Raw genomic sequence first — 17,087 nt, forward strand, 5'->3', positions numbered from 1 at the left:
CCCTCGCGACGCTCGGATGGGTTCAATCCAGCGTCTGGCGGAAGCGGGTGACGGCGATGGTCATGGCCACCAGCATCAGGCCGGTGAGCGCCAGCGCCTCGGTGCCGAGATCGGCCATGGTCGCGCCCTTGAGCAGGATGCCGCGCACGATGCGGAGATAGTGCGTCACCGGCAGCGCCTCGCCGATCCACTGCGCCCAGCGCGGCATGCCGGCGAAGGGGAACATGAATCCCGACAGCAGGATGTTGGGCAGGAAGAACATGAACGACATCTGGATCGCCTGCAGCTGGTTGCCGGCGACGGTCGAGAAGGTGTAGCCGATCGACAGGTTCACGGTGATGAAGAGCGTCGTCAGCAGGGCCAGCAGCCAGACATTGCCGACCACCGGCACGTCGAAGATGAAGACGCCGGCGACCAGGATGAGCAGCGCCTGCAGGAAGCCGACCACGACATAAGGTGCGATCTTGCCCAGCATGATCTCGACCGGGCGGATCGGCATCGACAGCAGGCTCTCCATCGTGCCGCGCTCGATCTCTCGCGTCACCGAGAGCGCGGTGAAGATCAGCATGGTCATGGTCAGGATGGTGCCCAGCAGGCCGGGCACGATGTTGAGCTGCGTCGAGCCCTCGGGGTTGTAGCGCCGGTGCTGGCGCACCTCGAACAGCCTGGTGCCCTCGACGATCCGCGGCAGGCCGCGATCGCGCGACAGCGCGCCGCTCACCGCCGTCTCCAGGGCGCTGAGCGCGCCGCCGGTGGCCACGGGATCCGAGGCGTCGGCGATCACCAGCAGCGACGGCGCATCGCCGCGGCGCACCGCGCGCGCGAAGCCGGCCGGAATCTCGACGACGAACAGCACGGCGCCGGACTTCAGCAGATGGTCGATCTCGCTTTCGCTGCGCGCCACACGGCGCACGTCGAAATAGGCGGTGTTGCGCAGGCCGGCGAGGATCGAGCGCGCCAGGTCGCTGTCCTCCTGCATCAGCACGGCGGTCGGCAGGTTGCGTGGCGTGGTGTTGATGGCGAAGCCGAACAGCAGCAGCTGGATCAGCGGGATCGCGATCATGGTGGCGAAGGTGATGCGATCGCGCCGCAGCTGCAGCAGCTCCTTGGTGAACATCGCCAGCACGCGGCCCAGCATCAGAAATTGTCCTCGGCGTGGGCCATGAGGTCGATGAACACGTCCTCCAGGGTCGCCTCGCCCGGCGTCCAGCGCCAGCGCGGGTCGTGGCGAAAGGGCTCGATCGCCCGATCGAGCGCCTCGGCGTCGCGGCCGCTGACATGCAGTGAGGTTCCGAAGGGCGCCACCATGTCGATGCCCGGCAGCCGCTCGAGCCGGTCCGCGAGCTCGTTGAGGCCCTCGCCGGCGACCGTCCACGTCGTCAGCCCGGCCGCCGCCACCACCTCGTCGACCGTGCCCTGCGCCAGCAGGCGGCCATAGGCGATGTAGGCCAGCGCGTGGCAGCGCTCGGCCTCGTCCATGTAGTGCGTCGAGACCAGCACGGTCAGGCCGTCGGCGGCGAGGTGATGGATCTGGGTCCAGAACTCGCGCCGCGCCTTGGGATCGACGCCGGCGGTGGGCTCGTCGAGCAGCAGCAGCTCGGGCTCGGGCAGGATGCAGGCGCCCAGCGCCAGGCGCTGCTTCCAGCCGCCCGACAGATTGCCGGCGAGCTGTTCCTCGCGGCCCCGCAGGCCCAGCCGCTCGATCGCCGCGCGCGCGCGTTGCCTGGGCCTGTCGAGGCCGTAGACGCGGCCGACGAACTCGAGGTTCTCGCGGATCGACAGGTCCTGCCACAGCGAGAAGCGCTGGGTCATGTAGCCGACGCGGCGCTTGATCAGCGCGCTTTGCGTGATGATGTCGTAGCCCAGGCAGGTGCCGCGGCCGGAATCCGGCGTCAGCAGGCCGCAGAGCATGCGGATGGTCGTGGTCTTGCCCGAGCCGTTGGGTCCGAGGAAGCCGTAGATCTGCCCGCGCCGGACCTGCATCGACAGGTCGCCCACCACGACGCGGCCGTCGAAGGACTTGGTGAGTCCCTGCACGTCGATGACGACATCACCGTTCATGACGCGACCCGACACTTAACCTTCCCCCGGAGGGGGAAGGTGGCGCGCAGCGCCGGATGGGGGATGTCTCAACAAGGCCGGTGTCCGTCTTCGACATCCCCTTCCGCCCTTCGGGCACCTTCCCCCTCCGGGCAGGGGAATCGCATATGAATAGAGGGAAGGAATTGCGCCGGAGAAAGAAAAAGATTCTTTGGCTCTCGACTGCGGAAGGAGAGCCAGTTGGAAGAGTTTCGAGAGTTTTTCTCGGCGGTTCCCGATCCCCGGGCGCTGAACGCGCGACACGAGTTGTCCGAGGTGCTGTTCATCGCCCTGGCAGCGACGCTGTGCGGAGCGGAGAGCTGCGCCGACATGGCGCTGTTCGGCCGAGCCAAGGAGGGCGCGTTGCGCCAGGTGCTGCGGCTCAAGTACGGCGTACCGAGCCACGACACCTTCAGCCGCGTCTTTCGCCTGCTCGATCCCAAGGCCTTCGAGGCCGTCTTCCGGCGCTTCACGCTGGCGATGGGCGCCATCTCGGCGGTGTGGTGGCGATCGACGGCAAGGCGGTGCGCGGCGCCTATACGCGCGGCAAGCGGACCTCGCCGCTGCACCTGGTCAACGTCTGGGCGGTCGATGCCCGCCTGGCGCTGGCGCAGTACACCGCGCCCGGCCGCAACGAGGTCGCCGGCGCCTTGCGCGCCCTGCGCCTGCTGTCGCTCAAGCACTGCATCGTCACCGCCGATGCCCTGCATTGCCGCCGCGACATCGCCGCCGCCATTCTCGCCCAGAACGGCCACTACGCCCTGGCGCTCAAGGACAACCAGCCCACCCTGATCGCCGCCGCCCAGCGCCTTCTCGCGCGGCGCGGCGGCGATCGTGCCGTGCAGCGTCCCTCGATCGCTCACGATCGTCGCGAGAGCCGGCGCGCCCTCGTCGCCGCCGATCCCACCCTGGCCAGCACGCTCAACTTCCCGGGCCTCGCCGCCGTCGCCCGCATCGACACGCGCCGGCAGCCCGCCGGCAAGCCTGCCGAAACCATCACCCGCTACTTTCTGCTCTCCTCGCCGCTCTCCGCCGAGCGCCTGCTGCGCGTCGTGCGCGATCACTGGTCCATCGAGAACCAACTCCACTGGGTCCTCGACGTCGTTCTCAACGAGGACGCCGCCAGGAACCGTGCCGGGCATGGGCCAGAGAACATCGCCATCGTCAGAAAGCTCGCTCTCAACGCACTCAGAGCCCATCCCGACAAGACCTCTCTGCGCGCCAAGATCAAACGCGCCGGATGGGAAGATGCCTTTCTCTTCAGCCTCTTCGCTCATATGCGATAACCCTGCCCCTCCGGGGGAAGGAAAGAGCCTGGGTTCCTCCATCACGGCACCACGAACACCGAGACCGGCTGGCCGACGCGCAGCGCTTCGGGCTGCTGGGGATACGCCTCGACGCGGAACACCAGCTTGGCACGCTCGTCGCGGCTGTAGATCACCGGCGGCGTGAACTCGGCCTGGCTGGCGACGAAGCTGATGCGCGCGGTGAGGTCGGCCGGGCAGCCGTCGCAGGCGATGCGCACGCTCTGGCCGGCGGCGATGCCCGGCAGCTTCGCCTGCGGCACGAAGAAGCGCAGCTTCACGTTGGCCGGCGGCAGCAGCGACACCACCGGCCGACCGGCCGGCACGACCTCGCCCGGACGATAGAAAACCTCGTGCACCAGGCCGGCGACCGGCGCCATCACGGTGCGCTGCTTCAGCCTGGTCTGCGCCGACTCCACGCGGGCCTCGGCCATCGCCACCGCGCGCCTGGCCGCCTCGATGTCCTCGGCCCGCCCGCCCAGGCCCGCGACCTGGATCTGGCGCTGCACCTCGGCCAGCGCCGCGCGGTCGCGATCGCGCGCCGCCTCGGCCTGCTCCAGCCGCGCGCGGGTGGCCACGCCCTGCGCCACCAGCGATTTCGAGCGCTCGTACTCGGCCTCCGACAGGTCGGAAGCGGCCTTGGCGCGCGCCTCGCTGGCGCGCAGCACGGCAATCTCCTCCGGCCGCTGCGCCGCCGCCTCGATGCGCGCCAGCCGGGCGCGGGCCTCGGCCAGCGCCGCCTGCGCCGCCAGCAGATCGGCGTCCTGCAGCGCGTGCTCCATGGCGAAGAGCGGCGCGCCGGCTGCGACGCGGCGGCCTTCGCCGACCGCGAGATGCTCGAGGCGGCCGGCCTCGTCGGCGCCGACGAAGACGAAGTCGGCTTCGACCCAGCCCTGCCAGCCGGCCTCCGGCGCGGCACGCTTGAGCCACCACCAGGCGCCGCCACCCAGCACGGCCAGCAGCACGACGACCACGACGATCACGCGGGCGCGCTTCATGACGCGGCCCCCCCTTCCCCCAGCAGCAGGCCGACATGCGCCTCGATCAGGCCCTCGACATCGAGCGCCGCGATGCGGCCGAACAGCATGTCCCAGACCACCGCCAGCAGGAGCGGCGCCATCACCAGCTGCGGGAAGCGCGCCGGCGCATCGCTGGCGATCTCGCCGCGCGCGGCGGCGCGGTCCATCAGCCCGCGCATCAGCGCCAGGCCGGGGGTGACGATCTCGGCGTGGTAGAAGCTCACCAGGCGCGGGAAGCGCGCGCCTTCGGTGATCAGCAGCCGCAGCAGCAGCTTGCGGTCGCTGCCCAGCACCTCGCGCGCGAAGGTCGCGAACAAGAGCTTCAGCACCTGGCGCGTGGGCACGTCGGGCAGATCGGCGACGCGCTGCAGCCTGTCGAGCAGCGGCCGGATCGAGCCCTGCACCAGCGCCTCGAACAGCGCCTCCTTGTCGGCGAAGTAGAGATAGAGCGTGCCCTTGGCGATGCCGGCGCGGCGCGCCACGTCGTCGAGCCGCGCGGCGGCGAAGCCATGGGCGGCGAACTCGACCAGCGCGGCATCGAGGATTGCCTGCCGCCGCGCCTCACTCTCCTGCGGGGCGCGGGGCGGCCGGCCACGGGGCCGGGGCTTGCTCGTGCGACGTTCCATGGCATTTCTCGACTGACCGGTCAGTCATATAAATCATCGCAGCCCGGCGCACAAGGCCGCTGTTGGAGAAAAGGGGTTCATGGCCATCGCGCACCAGTCCGATCGGCATAGCCTCAAGCTATCGACGCGACCTATGCTGCGGTCCAGGCAAGGCGAGGGGGAACGCGATGGCCCATCCCGGCGTGCATCTGATCGGCAGCGTCGCCATGGCCGATGCCGAGAGCGTGTTCCGCGCCGTCGCCGGCGAGCTCGGACCGTGGCTGAAGCGCATCCCCGACGGCGAGACCGGCAAACGCCACCGCTGGATCTTCTGGCAGCAGCAGATGCTGCTCGATCATCCCGCCATGCAGATCGACAAGGACGCCGAGACGCTCAAGCTCTACCAGTGGGACGGCCAGCTGATCCGCGAGAGCGAGCGCATCGGCTTCAGGCCCGGCGTCGATCCGAAGACCGTCGAGTACGAAACCGGCTACGCCCCGGCGGCGATCGAGTCCTACGCCGTGTTCAGGCGGCTGCGCGACGCCGGCGCGATTCCCGAGGGCGTCCGCTTCCAGGTGGCGCTGCCGACGCCAATGGCCTCGGGCTACATGTATGTCAGTCCCGCCGCGCTCGCCGACTACCTGCCGGCCTACGAGCGCTCGCTGCTCAAGGCGCTCGGCGAGATCTGCGCGGCGATCGCGCACCAGGACCTGTCGATCCAGTGGGATGTCTGCCAGGAAGTGCTGGTGTTCGAGAACTACTTCAAGCACCGGCCGGCCGACTACAAGGCGCAGATCAACGCGCAACTGGCGCGGTTGGGCAACGCGGTGCCCGCCGGTGTCGAGATGGGCGTGCATCTGTGTTACGGCTCGCCGCGCGACGAGCACCTGGTGATGCCCCGGGACACGGCGATCCTGGTCGAGATGTCCAACGACTTCATCCCGCTTCTGGCGCGCCCGCTCGACTTCCTGCACCTGCCCGTGCCGAAGGACCGCAGCGACGATGCCTACTTCGCGCCGCTGCAGGATCTGAAACTGCCCAGGCAGACCGCGCTCTATCTCGGCCTGATCCACTACGACGACCATCGCGGCGACATGCTGCGCGCGTCAGCAGCGCGCAAGGTGGTGCCCAGCTTCGGCCTGTCGAGCGAGTGCGGCTGGGGCCGCACCGATCCCGAGCGGGTGCCCGGCCTGATCGCCGCCCACCGCCGGGCGATGGAAGCGCAGGGCTGACCGTGGCCGGCGCCGCCATCCGCCGACGGACCGAGAACCGCGTCGCCTGGCTCGAGTTCAACCGCCCGCCGGTCAACGCCTTCACCCAGCCGATGGTCGAGGAGGCGCGCGCCGCCATCGCCGCCGCGCTCGCCGATCGCGACGCGCGCGTACTGGTGCTGGCCAGCGCGGTCGACGGCTATTTCAGCGCCGGCGCCGACCTGAAGGCCTTCGCCACCATGAAGGGCCCGCAGATGCGCGCCTGGGCCGAGCTGTGCCACGACATCGTGCGCCTGCTGCGCAATGCGCCCAAGCCGCTGCTGGCGGCGATCCACGGCACGGCGGTGGGCGGCGGGCTGGAGATGGCGCTGCATTGCGATATCCGCTTCGCCGCGGCCGACGCCAAGCTCGGCCAGCCCGAGATCAGGATCGCCTTCATCCCGCCGATCGCCACGACGCAGGCGCTGGTGCGGCTGATCGGCCGACCGCGCGCCATCCGCTATCTCTACGACGGCACCATGGTCGAGGCGGCGCGGGCGCTCGAATGGGGCCTGGTCGACGAGATCGTCGCCCCGGCCGATCTGCGGCGCCACGTGCAGGCCTATGCCGAGACGTTGGCCGCCAAGCCGGCCGCGGCGCTGGCCGCCATCCGCCGCACCATTACGCTGGGCGGCGGCATGAGCTTCGAGGAGGGCCTGGCGATGGAGCTCGAGGCCGTCGAGCAGCTGGCTGACTCGGCCGACTTCGCCGAGGGCGTCGACGCCTTCCTCAACAAGCGCACGCCGAAATGGTCGGACGGATGAGCACGGCGCTGCGTCGCGCGCTGCCTTACGCATTCGGCGTCTGCCTGCTGCTGCTGGCTGTGCTGTCATGGCTGCCGGGCGAGGAGCTGCCGCGCACCGGGCTTGCCGGCAAGATCGAGCACTTCGTCGCCTACGCCGGCACGATGCTGCTGGGCGGCCTCGCCTGGCCGGCGCGTCGCCATGCGCCGCCGCTGATCGGCGGCCTTTGCGCCTACGCCGCGATGATGGAGCTGGGCCAGCTCGTGGCGCCGGGGCGCCATGCCTCGGTATGGGACTTTCTCGCCGGCGCCGCCGGCGTCGTCACGACGGCCGTCCTGCTGCGCCTGTTGACGCCGCGCCCCGCATGAACCAACCGCTTTTGGGCATCACGCGCCTCGAGGTCGACGACCCGCACACGACAGCCTTTCCGGTGGGGCGGCTCCCGCTGGCGCCTCGTGTCGCCTTCGGCGCGACGCTTGCGATGACTCGATACTCCGGCCCGCATCTGGCGAGGACTTGTGGTAGGATTTTATCCTACCACATAGGTGCTCACAGCCGAGGACCGCCAGATGTCGAGTGCCGCCAAAGTCAGCATTACGCTACCACCGGAGATGCTGCGGCTGATCCGGAGGAAGGTGCGGTCCGGCGCCTATGCTTCGACCAGCGAGGTAGTGCGCGAGGCGATGCGCGACTGGCAGCACCGAGAGGACGAGCGTGAGCGCAGGCTCGCTGCCCTCGATGCATCGATTACCCGCGGGATCGCTGACGCCGACGCCGGCAGGACGAGGTCGATAGCGGCAGCGCGAGCCGTCCTGAGACGAACCCCTCGCCGCTCGGCATCGTGAGAGTCATTGTCACCGATGCCGCGATTCCCGGAAGAGTCGTGACGGGTCGTCGGCGCTACTCTGACTGTCACCCGATCGGGCCCTTGAAGACGAAGAACGCGCCCAGCGCGATGAAGGCGAAGCCGATGACGTGGTTCAGCGTCAGCGTTTCCTTCAGATAGAGCACCGAAAAGACGGCGAAGACCGCGAGCGTGATGACCTCCTGCATGGTCTTGAGCTCGGCGGCGCTGTAGGTGGCGTGGCCGACGCGGTTGGCCGGCACGGCGAAGCAGTACTCGATGAGGGCGATGCTCCAGCTCGCCACCACCACCAGCCACAGCGGCTTGTCGGTGAATTTCAGGTGGCCGTACCACGCGAAGGTCATGAAGACGTTGGAGATCAGCAACAGGACGACAGGCGCGACCTGCGCCCAGGAGACGGAAGCGGGAAACATGGAACCTCGTGCGCGGCATTGCGCTGGACAGTCATAGCAGAACCCGCGCCATCGCCACTTTTTGGTCGTAACAAAATTGTAACGAACGATTCCGGAGCGTATACGTCGCTGCAAGGAGGGACCCGGGACGATCATGCAGGGTCTTCGGCTGGTCATCGATCTCATCGGCGCGGTGGCGCTGCTGCTGTGGGGCGTGCGCATGGTGCGCACCGGCATGACGCGCGCCTTCGGCGCCATGCTGCGCCGCGCCATCCAGGCCTGCGGCCGCAACCGGGTGACCGCCTTTGGCTCGGGCCTGTTCGTCACCGGCCTGCTGCAGAGCTCGACCGCCACCGCGCTGCTGCTGTCGTCCTTCGCCGGCCGCGGGCTTATCGCCCTTCCGGTCGCATTGGCAGTGATGCTGGGCGCCGATGTCGGCTCGACAATCGCCGCACAGGTCTTCTCCTTCGACATCGGCTGGGTCTCGCCGCTGCTGATCGCGGCCGGCGTCTTCGCCTTCCTCGGCTCCGAATCGGATCGCTTCCGGCACATCGCGCGCATCGCCATCGGCCTGGGCCTGATCCTGCTCGCCCTGCGCCTGCTGGGCACTGCCGCCGAGCCCCTGAAGCACTCCTCGGCCTTCGCCGTCGTCGCCGGTGCGCTGGGCGAGGAGCCGGCCCTGGCGCTGCTGCTGGCGGCGATCATCACCTGGCTGGCGCATTCCAGCCTGTCGATCGTGCTGCTGGTGATGTCCTTCGCCGCCGCCGGGCTGATCCCGCTGACGACAGCCCTGGCGATGGTGCTGGGCGCCAATCTCGGCGGCGCCATCGCGCCCTTCCTCGACCAGGCGGGCCAGACCGCCAAGGCGCGGCGCGTGCCGTTGGGCAATGTCGCGATGCGCGCCATCGCCGCCGTGATCGCCCTGCCCTTCCTGACGCTCGCCGCACACTATCTCGCGCAGCTCGAGCCCGAGCCGGCGCGCGTCGTGATCAACTTCCATACCGGCTTCAACCTCGCCACGGCGCTGATCTTCCTGCCGCTCACCGGCCTGGTCGCGCTGCTGGTGTCGCGGCTTCTGCCCGAGAAGCCCGTGGCCGAGGACGCCGGCGCGCCGCGCTATCTCGACGCCGCCGTGCTCGACACGCCGAGCGAGGCGCTGGCCTGCGCCATGCGCGAGACGCTGCACCTGGGCGACAACGTCGAGCGCATGCTGCGCCAGACCATGGAGGCGATCGAGCGCGCCGACCTGAAGCTCACCAAGGAGATCGAGAACGCCGACGACTCGGTCGACAAGCTCTACGAGTCGATCAAGCTCTACCTGATCGGCGCCTCACGCACGGAGCTGTCGCTCGAGGAGAGCCGCCGGGCCGCCGAGATCCTGACCTTCGTCACCAACCTCGAGCATGTCGGCGACATCATCGACAAGAACCTGATGGAGCTGTCGGCCAAGAAGGCCAAGAACCGCCTGTCGTTCTCGGCCCAGGGACTGGCCGAGCTGCGCGCCTTCCACCAGCTGGTGATGGACAATCTGCGGCTGGCCTACAACGTCTTCGCCACGCGCGACATCGTGCTGGCGCGGCGCCTGCTGGCGAGCAAGGCGACGATCCGCGAGGCCGAGCAGCGCGCCGCCGAGAGTCATTTCGCGCGGCTGCGCGAGGGAAGGCCGGAATCGCTCGAGACCAGCTCGATCCACATGGACATCGTGCGAGATCTGAAGCGCATCAACGGCCATCTGACCTCGGTCGCCTATCCCATCCTCGAGGAGGCCGGCGAGCTGGCCGCCTCGCGCCTGCGCGATCGCGAGCCGGCAACCGAGGCATCGCCCAGCGGCAAGCCCGCGACGCAGCTGTAGCCAGCGCGCTCCGTCATTCCGAGCGAAACCAGGAATCGTTCGCCGAGGACCGCATGCTCTACGACAGCGCCGAGAAATCCGGCGCGCGCTTCTGCGTGAAGGCGGTGATCGCCTCGCGGACTTCGGGCGAGGCGAGCTGGGCGCCGAAGTGGCGCGCCTCCTCGGCCATGCGCGCGGCCACCGGCTCCGGCTGACGCTTCATCAGCGCCTTGGTGAGGCGCACGGCGTTGGGCGCCTTCGCCGCCAGCGCCCTGGCGCGGTCCGTCGCCTCCGTCGCCAGCGCGGCATCATCGAACACCGCCGTGACGAGTCCCGCAATCTCGGCGCCGGCTGCGTCCAGCCTGGCCCCGAGGAGGAAAAGTTCGGCCGCCTTGGCGTGGCCGATGCGCTGCGGCAGCAGCAGCGAGGACGCGGCCTCGGGCACCAGCGCGAGGTTGACGAAAGGGGCGGTGAAGGTGGCCGAACGTGCGGCGTAGACCAGGTCGCAATGCAGCAGCATGGTCGTGCCGACGCCCACCGCCAGGCCGTTGACGGCGGCGATCACCGGCTTGGACGCAGAGGAGATGGCGCGCAGGAAGCGGAACACCGGCGCATCCTCGCCCTGCGGCGGCGCCGACATGAAATCGCCGAGATCGTTGCCGGCGGTGAAAGCGTCGCCGGTGCCCGTCACCAGGGCGACCCGAACCTCCGCCTCGCGCTCGGCCCGCTCCAGCGCGTCCGCCATGGCGGCGTACATCGCGTGGGTGAGCGCATTCTTCTTGTCGGGACGGTTCATGACGATCGACAGCACGCCGGCTTCGAGCGCGATGGTGACGGCAATGGACAAGGAAATCTCCGGCATCGGGGACAGGACTTGAGCCCCTGTACCACAGTCTGGTTTCGTGATTCATGGCAATGGCGACCAGGCAAGACCCTTGAATCGCCACCATACGGGGCCACATTCAACATGTGGGGATGCCAGATTTGGGTCCCCGCTTGACTGCCCGCTCTAGGAGGAGGGGTGTCGTGACGACACGGGTCTCGCTGTTCAGTTCGCCGTTGCTGCTGGGTTTCGACCAGCTCGAGCGTACGCTTGATCGTCTGACCAAGCATCCGGCCGATGGCTATCCGCCCTACAACATCGAGCGGATTGGCGAGAACGGCTTGCGCATCACGCTGGCCGTCGCCGGATTCACCTCGGACGATCTGACGATCGAGCTCGCCGAGCACCAGCTGATGGTTCGCGGCAAGCAGCAGGAGGACCCCGACCGGGTCTACCTGCACCGCGGCATCGCGGCGCGACAGTTCCAGCGCAGCTTCATGCTGGCAGAGGGCATCGAGATCGCCGGCGCAAGGCTCGACAACGGGCTGCTGTCGATCGACCTGGTGCGACCGAAGATCGAGCCCAAGGTGCGCTCGATCCCGATCGAGACCGCGTCGAAGGCCGGTGGCAAAGCTGGCACAGCCCGTGCATCGGGCGTGCAGACCATTGATGTCGGCCCGCAGAGCACCAAGTAGTCAGTCCCCCGCGTTGAGCAGGCGTACCAGCGAGCGCCCAAGGAGGGCTCCAACCATGATTGCGACAGCTGCCCCCAAGACCAATCTGACGCCCGCGGAGTTCGCGGCCTTCGGCCTCGAGCAGGTCGCCTATCTCCGTCCCGTCCAGCTGCCCGACGGCATGCACGCGATCGGCGTCTTCGCCGCCGACGGACGCCCGCTGGCGACCGCGCCCTCGACGGAACTCGCCCAGGCGCTGGTGCGCCAGAACGATCTCGAGCCGGCCCTGGTTCACTGAGGAATGCGCCCGCCGTCTGCCCGCCCTGGCGCGGGGAGACGGCGGCTCAAGCCGCCTGCGAGCGGGCGTAGCCAGTCAGCAATGCGTAGATCGCGTCCGCGTTCGACGAGGCGCGAACCTTCTCCACCAATCCCCTGTCCCGCATCGCCCGTGACACCCGCGCCAGCGCCGTCAGGTGGTCAGCTCCGGCGCCTTCCGGTGCGATGAGCATGAAGATCAGGTCGACCGGGCGGTCGTCGACCGCGTCGAAGTCGATCGGCGTCACCAGCCGCGCGAACACCCCGTGCAGCGTGTCCAGGCCGGCGATGCGCGCATGCGGGATGGCGATGCCGCCGCCCAAACCGGTCGAGCCCAGCTTTTCGCGTTCCCACACCGCGTCGATGATGGTGCGTTCGTGCAGGCCGCTGGCGGCGGCGGCGCGATAGGCCAGCTCCTGCAGGGCCTGCTTCTTGGCGGTGGCGCGCAGCTCGGCGATCACCGAGCGTGGACTGAGCAGCGTGGCGATATCCATCCGCTTGCATTCCTTCTCGCCCGGGGGGTGGGCGGCCGAATCGGTCTTGCTCTTGTCGTCAGAGGCCATCGAACACGAACCCTGGACTCAATGCGGGGCGTTGGCGGGATCGACCCAGCCGACGTTTCCGTCGCGACGCCGGTAGACCATGTTCATCAGACCGTTGGCGCTGTTGCGGAACATCAGCGCGGGTTCGTGCGCGAGATCAAGCCGCATCACCGCCTCGCCCACGGTCAGGGTGGGGATATCCACGCGCATCTCGGCGACCACCGCCGGGCCGGGCTCGACCGGCTCGCGCTCCGGCACGTCGTCCGGCTCGGACGCCAGCACGACATGCCGCGCCGACAGGTCCTGGCCGTTGCGGCCGACGCGCTGATGATGGTCGCGCAGGCGCCGCTTGTAGCGCCGCAGGCGCTTGGCGACATGGTCGCCGGCGATCTCGTAGGCGGCATAGACGTCGGTCGCCATGCCCTGGCCCTGCACGAGGATGTTGCGACCGATATGCACGCTGACATCGGCGCGGAAGCGATAGCCGTCGCGCGAGAAGACGACGGATCCCTCGACCGCCGTGCCGAAGTACTTGCCGACCGATGTCACGAGTTCACGCTCGACGTGCGTGCGCAGCGAATCGCCGACATCGATCTGCTTGCCGCTGATGGTGAGATTCATGCCACACCTGGTGACGTTAAAGGGGACGTCCCCGGCCGGAAGGCGGCGGACCATAGGGAGGTGACCCTATTGAGTCAAGGAACGCCGCAAGCCACCGGTAGACGCATTTCACCGGCCAATGCACGCCTCATGTCACCATTTCACCTCCCGTTCATGTGAATAGAAGCTGCCGCCGGGATCTGGATGGACTTCTCCCGCCGGCGCTGTACCGAGGAGGGAATGCGCATGGCCTCGCGGTACTTGGCCACCGTGCGGCGGGCGATGTCGATGCCCTCGCCGCGCAGCAGCTCGACGATGCGATCGTCCGACAGGGTCTCGTTCGCCGGCTCGACGGCGATCAGGCCGCGGATGCGCGAGCGCACCGACTCCGCCGACACCGACTCGGCGCCGCCGCGCGAGGGAATCGCCGCGGTGAAGAAGTACTTGAGCTCGAAGGTGCCGCGCGGCGTCGCCATGTACTTGTGCGAGGTCACGCGGCTGACCGTGCTTTCGTGCATCTCCACCGCGATGGCGATGTCGCGCAGCACCAGCGGCCGCAACGCCGAGACGCCCTTGCGGAAGAAGCCCTCCTGCTGGCGCACGATCTCCTTCGCCACCTTGAGGATGGTGGTCGCGCGCTGGTCGAGCGCCTTGACCAGCCAGTTGGCCGATTGCAGCCGCTCGGCGAGGAATTCCCTCGCCTCCTTGTCGCGCGCCGAGCGCGACAGCGTCGTGGCGTAGCGCCGGTCGACCAGCACCTTGGGCAGCACGTCGCTGTTGAGCTCGATCTCCCAGATCTCGCCCTGCTCGGGATGACGCGCCGGACGCAGGAAGAGATCGGGAATCACCGTCACGCTGCCGGTCGAATCGAACTTGAGGCCGGGCTTGGGATCGAGCGCGCGCAGCTCGGCGATCATGTCGGCGAGATCCTCGGCGTCGACGCCGCAGCGCCGCTGCAGGGCGGCGAGGTCGCGCCGGCCGAGCAGATCGAGATTGTCGAGCAGCGCCGTCATCGCCGGATCGAGCCGGTTGCGATCGGCAAGCTGCGCGCCCAGGCACTCCGCCAGCGTGCGGCTGAACAGGCCGGGCGGGTCCATCCGCCTCAGGCGCGCCAGGATGGCCTCGAAACGGTCACGCTCGACGGCCAGCGCCAGCCGCACCGCTTCCGCCTCGTCACCGCCCAGCCAGCCCGAAGGCTCGAGCAGATCGGCCAGCCCCGCCGCCACCAGCCGCTCCGTCGGGTCGGTGAACTCCAGCGAGATCTGGCGCAGCGCGTGGCGCACCAGCGAGTCTTCCTCGTCGGGCAGGCGCGCGAGCGGGTCGGTCCAGTCCTCGGCGCCGCCATGGCCGCCGCCGGCGCCGACGCCGCTCCAGATCGAGCCGTCGCCGCCGAGGTCGCGATGCTCCTCGCCGTCATGCGCCACCGGACCGTCGTCCAGCGCCGCGTTGCCGTCGCGCAGCATCGTCGCGGAGTCGGCCGACGGCATCGGCTCGACCGGCGCGGGCGCCTCGGGCTCGGGCGCGTCCGACAGGGCGGCGCCGTTCAGCTCGGTGAGCAGCGGATTGCGTTCCAGCTCGCCCTCGACATAGGTCGCGAGCTCGATCTGCGAGAGCTGCAGCAGCTTGATCGCCTGCTGCAGCTGCGGCGTCATCACCAGCGACTGGCGCTGGCCCAGCTCCAGGCGCGGGCCGAGCGACATGCGTCCCATGCCGCTCATAGCCGGAAGCCCCTGCCGAGATAGGTGTCGATCACCCGTTCGTCGGCGACCAGCTCGGCCGGCGGACCGGCGGCCAGCACGGCGCCCTCGTGCAGCACATAGGCGCGGTCGACCAGCTCCAGCGTCTCGCGCACCTTGTGGTCGGTGATCAGCACGCCGATGCCGCGCTCGCGCAGCGTGCCGATCAGGCCGCGCATCTCGGCGACGGCGATCGGATCGACGCCGGCCAGCGGCTCATCGAGCAGGATGAAGCGCGGCCGCGCCGCCAGCGCGCGCGCGATCTCGACGCGACGGCGCTCGCCGCCCGACAGCGCCGCCGCCGGCGTATCGCCCAGGCGCTCGAGGTCGAACTCCTCGAGCAGGGCCGCGATCGTCGCCTCGCGCTCGGCGCGATCGGGCTCGGTGAGCTCGAGCACCGCGCGCAGATTGTCGGCGACGCTCAGGCCGCGGAACACCGAGGATTCCTGCGGCAGGTAGCCGATGCCCAGGCGCGCGCGGCGGAACATCGGCAGCTTGGTGATGTCGCGCCCGTCGAGCAGCACGGCGCCGGAATCGGCGGAGATCAGGCCGCAGAGGATGTGGAAGGTCGTGGTCTTGCCGGCGCCGTTGGGACCGAGCAGCCCGACCACCTCGCCGCGCCGCAGGCTGAGCGACAGATCACGCACGACGGGACGGCGGTTGTAGCGCTTGTCGAGGCGCACCGCCTCGAGCCCGCTATCCGTCGATACCGCGCGCAGCGTCGGTCCGCCCGGTGTCCCGGGCCCAGCCCGCCTAGCCCACTCCATCACCACGCTCCCGCGACCCAGGACATCTTCATCGTCGTCACCGGCACGGCGCGCCCTTCGGCGCGCCGCCCTTGTCCAGCACCACCGCGACGCGCCCGCGCGGCGCGGAGGTCACGCGCATCGAGCCGTCCCTGGTATTGATCTCGGCCGCCGCGCCCTCAAGCCGGTCGTTGCCGCGCGTCAGCCGCACCTCGCCCGAAAGCTGCGCATCGCCGCTGCGCGGGTCGTAGACGATGCGGTTCGCCTGCACCGTGCCGGCGCAGGAGGTGACCCGCACGTTGCCTTCGGCCTCGACGCGCGCCAGCCGCGTGCGGCCGCGGCCACCGGTCTCGACCGGCTCGAAGTGCAGGCTCAGCAGGTCGGCGCGCAGCTCCTCGCCGGGACGCGCCAGCCGCACGCCGCCGCGCGCGATCACGACGCGCCGGTCCTCGTGCAGCTCGATGAACTCGCCGGCACTCAGCCGCGCGTCGCCGCTGCTCACGGCGAGCCCCGCGCCGCTCAGCCGGCCGACGCGCTTGTCGGTGTCGTAGGTGCCGCGGCCGCCGGTGGCCACCAGATCGTCGCGCGTGAAGCGCACATCGCCCTCGGCCTCGACGCTGTAGACCTGGCCGCGCATCGAGCCGTCGTCGCGGTACCACGCGCGCAGGATGCCGGCGGCGATCGAGGTGCGGCCGCGCGTCAGCCGGGCATTGCCGCGCGCGATGTAGAGCTTCTGCGTCTTGTCCCACTCGAGGCCCTGGTCGGCGGTGACCTCGATGGCCCGTTCGCCCGACTGCGCCGCGACGCCGCCGGGGATCATGGCCCAAAGGCAGGCGAGGAGCAGGACGGGCCAGCGCATCTCAACGCTCCTCGTCGCCCGGACGCAGCAGCAGGCGCACCCGGCCGGTGAAGATCACGCGTTCGCCATGGCCGCGCACCTCGATGCCCTCGGCGTCGACCTCGCCGTCCGGCCCGTCGCCGCGGATCGGCCGGTCGCTGACCATGCTGCCGGCGCGCGGATCGACGCGCAGGCGTTCGGCGACCACGGTATTGCCGCGGGCGTCGCGCGCCGTGACGTGGCCGGCGAATTCCATGTGGCTCTCGGTGCGGTCGAAGCGGCCGGTGTCGGACCAGACCTCGATGCGTCGCCCGTTGCGCGCCGTCAGCTCGATGCGCGGCGCGGTCAGGTCGATGACCGTGTCGTCCCGGCCGCGCTGGGTGGCGCGCTCAGCGGCCAAGGAATAGGGCTGGTCGGCACGATCCACGCCGCTCAGTCGCGGCCGCTCGAGGCTGGCATAGTCCGTGCGATCGCCGGTCAGCGGCGCGCGGCCCACCGGCATGCGCACGACCTCGCCGTCCATCAGCGGCCAGACCAGCCCGGCCATGACGATGAACAGGGCGAAGAACGGCAGGGCGATCTGGAGGTGGGTGCTGTAGCGGACCAGAAAGGGAAGCGGCGCGGCAGGCCGAGCGACGAATCGCTGGCGGCGCGCTGTCCGGCGATCCACCGGCGGCGTGGCGACGTCCGAGGCGTCCATCCCGCTCATGCCGGCCATCTAGCCG

General features: G+C 69.6%; 19 protein-coding genes and 1 pseudogene. 8 read left to right on the forward strand and 12 right to left on the reverse strand.

The window, feature by feature from the left end:
• Positions 1–22 precede the first annotated feature (22 nt).
• Both KF889_07640 and KF889_07645 read right to left on the reverse strand, forming a co-directional pair.
• Positions 23–1,138, reverse strand: coding sequence for an ABC transporter permease (locus KF889_07640; GenBank protein ID MBX3499301.1), 1,116 nt, complete (start codon positions 1,136–1,138; stop codon positions 23–25).
• Complete coding sequence (locus KF889_07645; GenBank protein ID MBX3499302.1) at positions 1,138–2,061, reverse strand: ABC transporter ATP-binding protein; 924 nt, start codon at positions 2,059–2,061, stop codon at positions 1,138–1,140. The genes KF889_07640 and KF889_07645 overlap by 1 nt, the downstream gene beginning before the upstream one ends.
• Positions 2,062–2,280: 219 nt before the next feature.
• Between KF889_07645 and KF889_07650 the strand changes: the two are divergent.
• Positions 2,281–3,365: pseudogene (locus KF889_07650) on the forward strand (ISAs1 family transposase).
• Positions 3,366–3,406: 41 nt separating this feature from the next.
• On the opposite strand, the gene KF889_07655 reads toward KF889_07650, so the two are convergent.
• Both KF889_07655 and KF889_07660 read right to left on the reverse strand, forming a co-directional pair.
• Positions 3,407–4,381, reverse strand: a complete 975-nt coding sequence (locus KF889_07655) for an HlyD family efflux transporter periplasmic adaptor subunit (GenBank protein ID MBX3499303.1) — start codon at positions 4,379–4,381, stop codon at positions 3,407–3,409.
• Positions 4,378–5,028: a TetR/AcrR family transcriptional regulator gene (locus tag KF889_07660; GenBank protein ID MBX3499304.1), complete on the reverse strand. Its 651-nt coding sequence runs from the start codon at positions 5,026–5,028 to the stop codon at positions 4,378–4,380. Before KF889_07660 ends, KF889_07655 begins: the two co-directional genes overlap by 4 nt.
• A 167-nt stretch (positions 5,029–5,195) precedes the next feature.
• On the opposite strand from KF889_07660, the gene KF889_07665 reads away from it, so the two are divergent.
• From KF889_07665 to KF889_07680, 4 genes are all read left to right on the forward strand, one after another.
• Positions 5,196–6,239 (forward strand): hypothetical protein, encoded by a 1,044-nt coding sequence (locus tag KF889_07665; protein ID MBX3499305.1) that lies wholly within the window; start codon positions 5,196–5,198, stop codon positions 6,237–6,239.
• Between the two features lie 2 nt (positions 6,240–6,241).
• On the forward strand, positions 6,242–7,021 hold the full coding sequence (locus KF889_07670) for an enoyl-CoA hydratase/isomerase family protein (protein MBX3499306.1): 780 nt from the start codon (positions 6,242–6,244) through the stop codon (positions 7,019–7,021).
• Entirely contained in the window at positions 7,018–7,368 is a 351-nt protein-coding gene (locus KF889_07675; GenBank protein MBX3499307.1) for a VanZ family protein, read from the forward strand. The genes KF889_07670 and KF889_07675 overlap by 4 nt, the downstream gene beginning before the upstream one ends.
• Before the next feature lie 201 nt (positions 7,369–7,569).
• Positions 7,570–7,845: a type II toxin-antitoxin system ParD family antitoxin gene (locus KF889_07680; GenBank protein MBX3499308.1), complete on the forward strand. Its 276-nt coding sequence runs from the start codon at positions 7,570–7,572 to the stop codon at positions 7,843–7,845.
• Positions 7,846–7,912: 67 nt separating this feature from the next.
• On the opposite strand, the gene KF889_07685 is transcribed toward KF889_07680, so the two are convergent.
• Positions 7,913–8,278, reverse strand: a complete 366-nt coding sequence (locus KF889_07685) for a DMT family protein (GenBank protein MBX3499309.1) — start codon at positions 8,276–8,278, stop codon at positions 7,913–7,915.
• Positions 8,279–8,411: 133 nt separating this feature from the next.
• Here KF889_07685 and KF889_07690 point away from each other — a divergent pair, with 133 nt between their 5' ends.
• The gene (locus tag KF889_07690; protein MBX3499310.1) at positions 8,412–10,109 is read left to right on the forward strand and encodes a Na/Pi cotransporter family protein; all 1,698 of its coding nucleotides are present in this window, start codon (positions 8,412–8,414) and stop codon (positions 10,107–10,109) included.
• Positions 10,110–10,167: 58 nt separating this feature from the next.
• Here KF889_07690 and KF889_07695 read toward each other — a convergent pair whose 3' ends face one another.
• Positions 10,168–10,950 (reverse strand): enoyl-CoA hydratase, encoded by a 783-nt coding sequence (locus KF889_07695; GenBank protein ID MBX3499311.1) that lies wholly within the window; start codon positions 10,948–10,950, stop codon positions 10,168–10,170.
• Positions 10,951–11,114: 164 nt separating this feature from the next.
• Here KF889_07695 and KF889_07700 point away from each other — a divergent pair, with 164 nt between their 5' ends.
• Complete coding sequence (locus tag KF889_07700) at positions 11,115–11,606, forward strand: Hsp20 family protein (GenBank protein ID MBX3499312.1); 492 nt, start codon at positions 11,115–11,117, stop codon at positions 11,604–11,606.
• 55 nt (positions 11,607–11,661) lie between these two features.
• Entirely contained in the window at positions 11,662–11,883 is a 222-nt protein-coding gene (locus tag KF889_07705) for a DUF1150 family protein (protein ID MBX3499313.1), read from the forward strand.
• Positions 11,884–11,929: 46 nt separating this feature from the next.
• Here the strand turns inward: KF889_07705 and ptsN are convergent, their stop codons facing one another.
• From ptsN to lptC, 6 genes are all read right to left on the reverse strand, one after another.
• A complete protein-coding gene (ptsN, locus tag KF889_07710; GenBank protein ID MBX3499314.1) occupies positions 11,930–12,394 on the reverse strand; it encodes a PTS IIA-like nitrogen regulatory protein PtsN in 465 nt (154 codons plus the stop codon).
• A gap of 87 nt (positions 12,395–12,481) precedes the next feature.
• Positions 12,482–13,063 (reverse strand): ribosome-associated translation inhibitor RaiA, encoded by a 582-nt coding sequence (raiA, locus tag KF889_07715; protein MBX3499315.1) that lies wholly within the window; start codon positions 13,061–13,063, stop codon positions 12,482–12,484.
• Positions 13,064–13,203: 140 nt separating this feature from the next.
• Positions 13,204–14,742: an RNA polymerase factor sigma-54 gene (gene rpoN, locus KF889_07720; protein ID MBX3499316.1), complete on the reverse strand. Its 1,539-nt coding sequence runs from the start codon at positions 14,740–14,742 to the stop codon at positions 13,204–13,206.
• 14 nt (positions 14,743–14,756) lie between these two features.
• Positions 14,757–15,545 carry an LPS export ABC transporter ATP-binding protein gene (lptB, locus tag KF889_07725; protein MBX3499317.1) on the reverse strand — a complete coding sequence of 263 codons (789 nt, stop codon included), beginning with the start codon at positions 15,543–15,545 and terminating at the stop codon, positions 14,757–14,759.
• Between the two features lie 37 nt (positions 15,546–15,582).
• Positions 15,583–16,383 (reverse strand): hypothetical protein, encoded by an 801-nt coding sequence (locus tag KF889_07730; GenBank protein ID MBX3499318.1) that lies wholly within the window; start codon positions 16,381–16,383, stop codon positions 15,583–15,585.
• A 1-nt stretch (position 16,384) separates the two neighbouring features.
• The gene (lptC, locus tag KF889_07735; GenBank protein ID MBX3499319.1) at positions 16,385–17,071 is read right to left on the reverse strand and encodes an LPS export ABC transporter periplasmic protein LptC; all 687 of its coding nucleotides are present in this window, start codon (positions 17,069–17,071) and stop codon (positions 16,385–16,387) included.
• Positions 17,072–17,087 lie beyond the last annotated feature (16 nt).

It is taken from the genome of Alphaproteobacteria bacterium (assembly GCA_019635875.1).
Classification (GTDB): domain Bacteria; phylum Pseudomonadota; class Alphaproteobacteria; order Reyranellales; family Reyranellaceae; genus JAFAZJ01.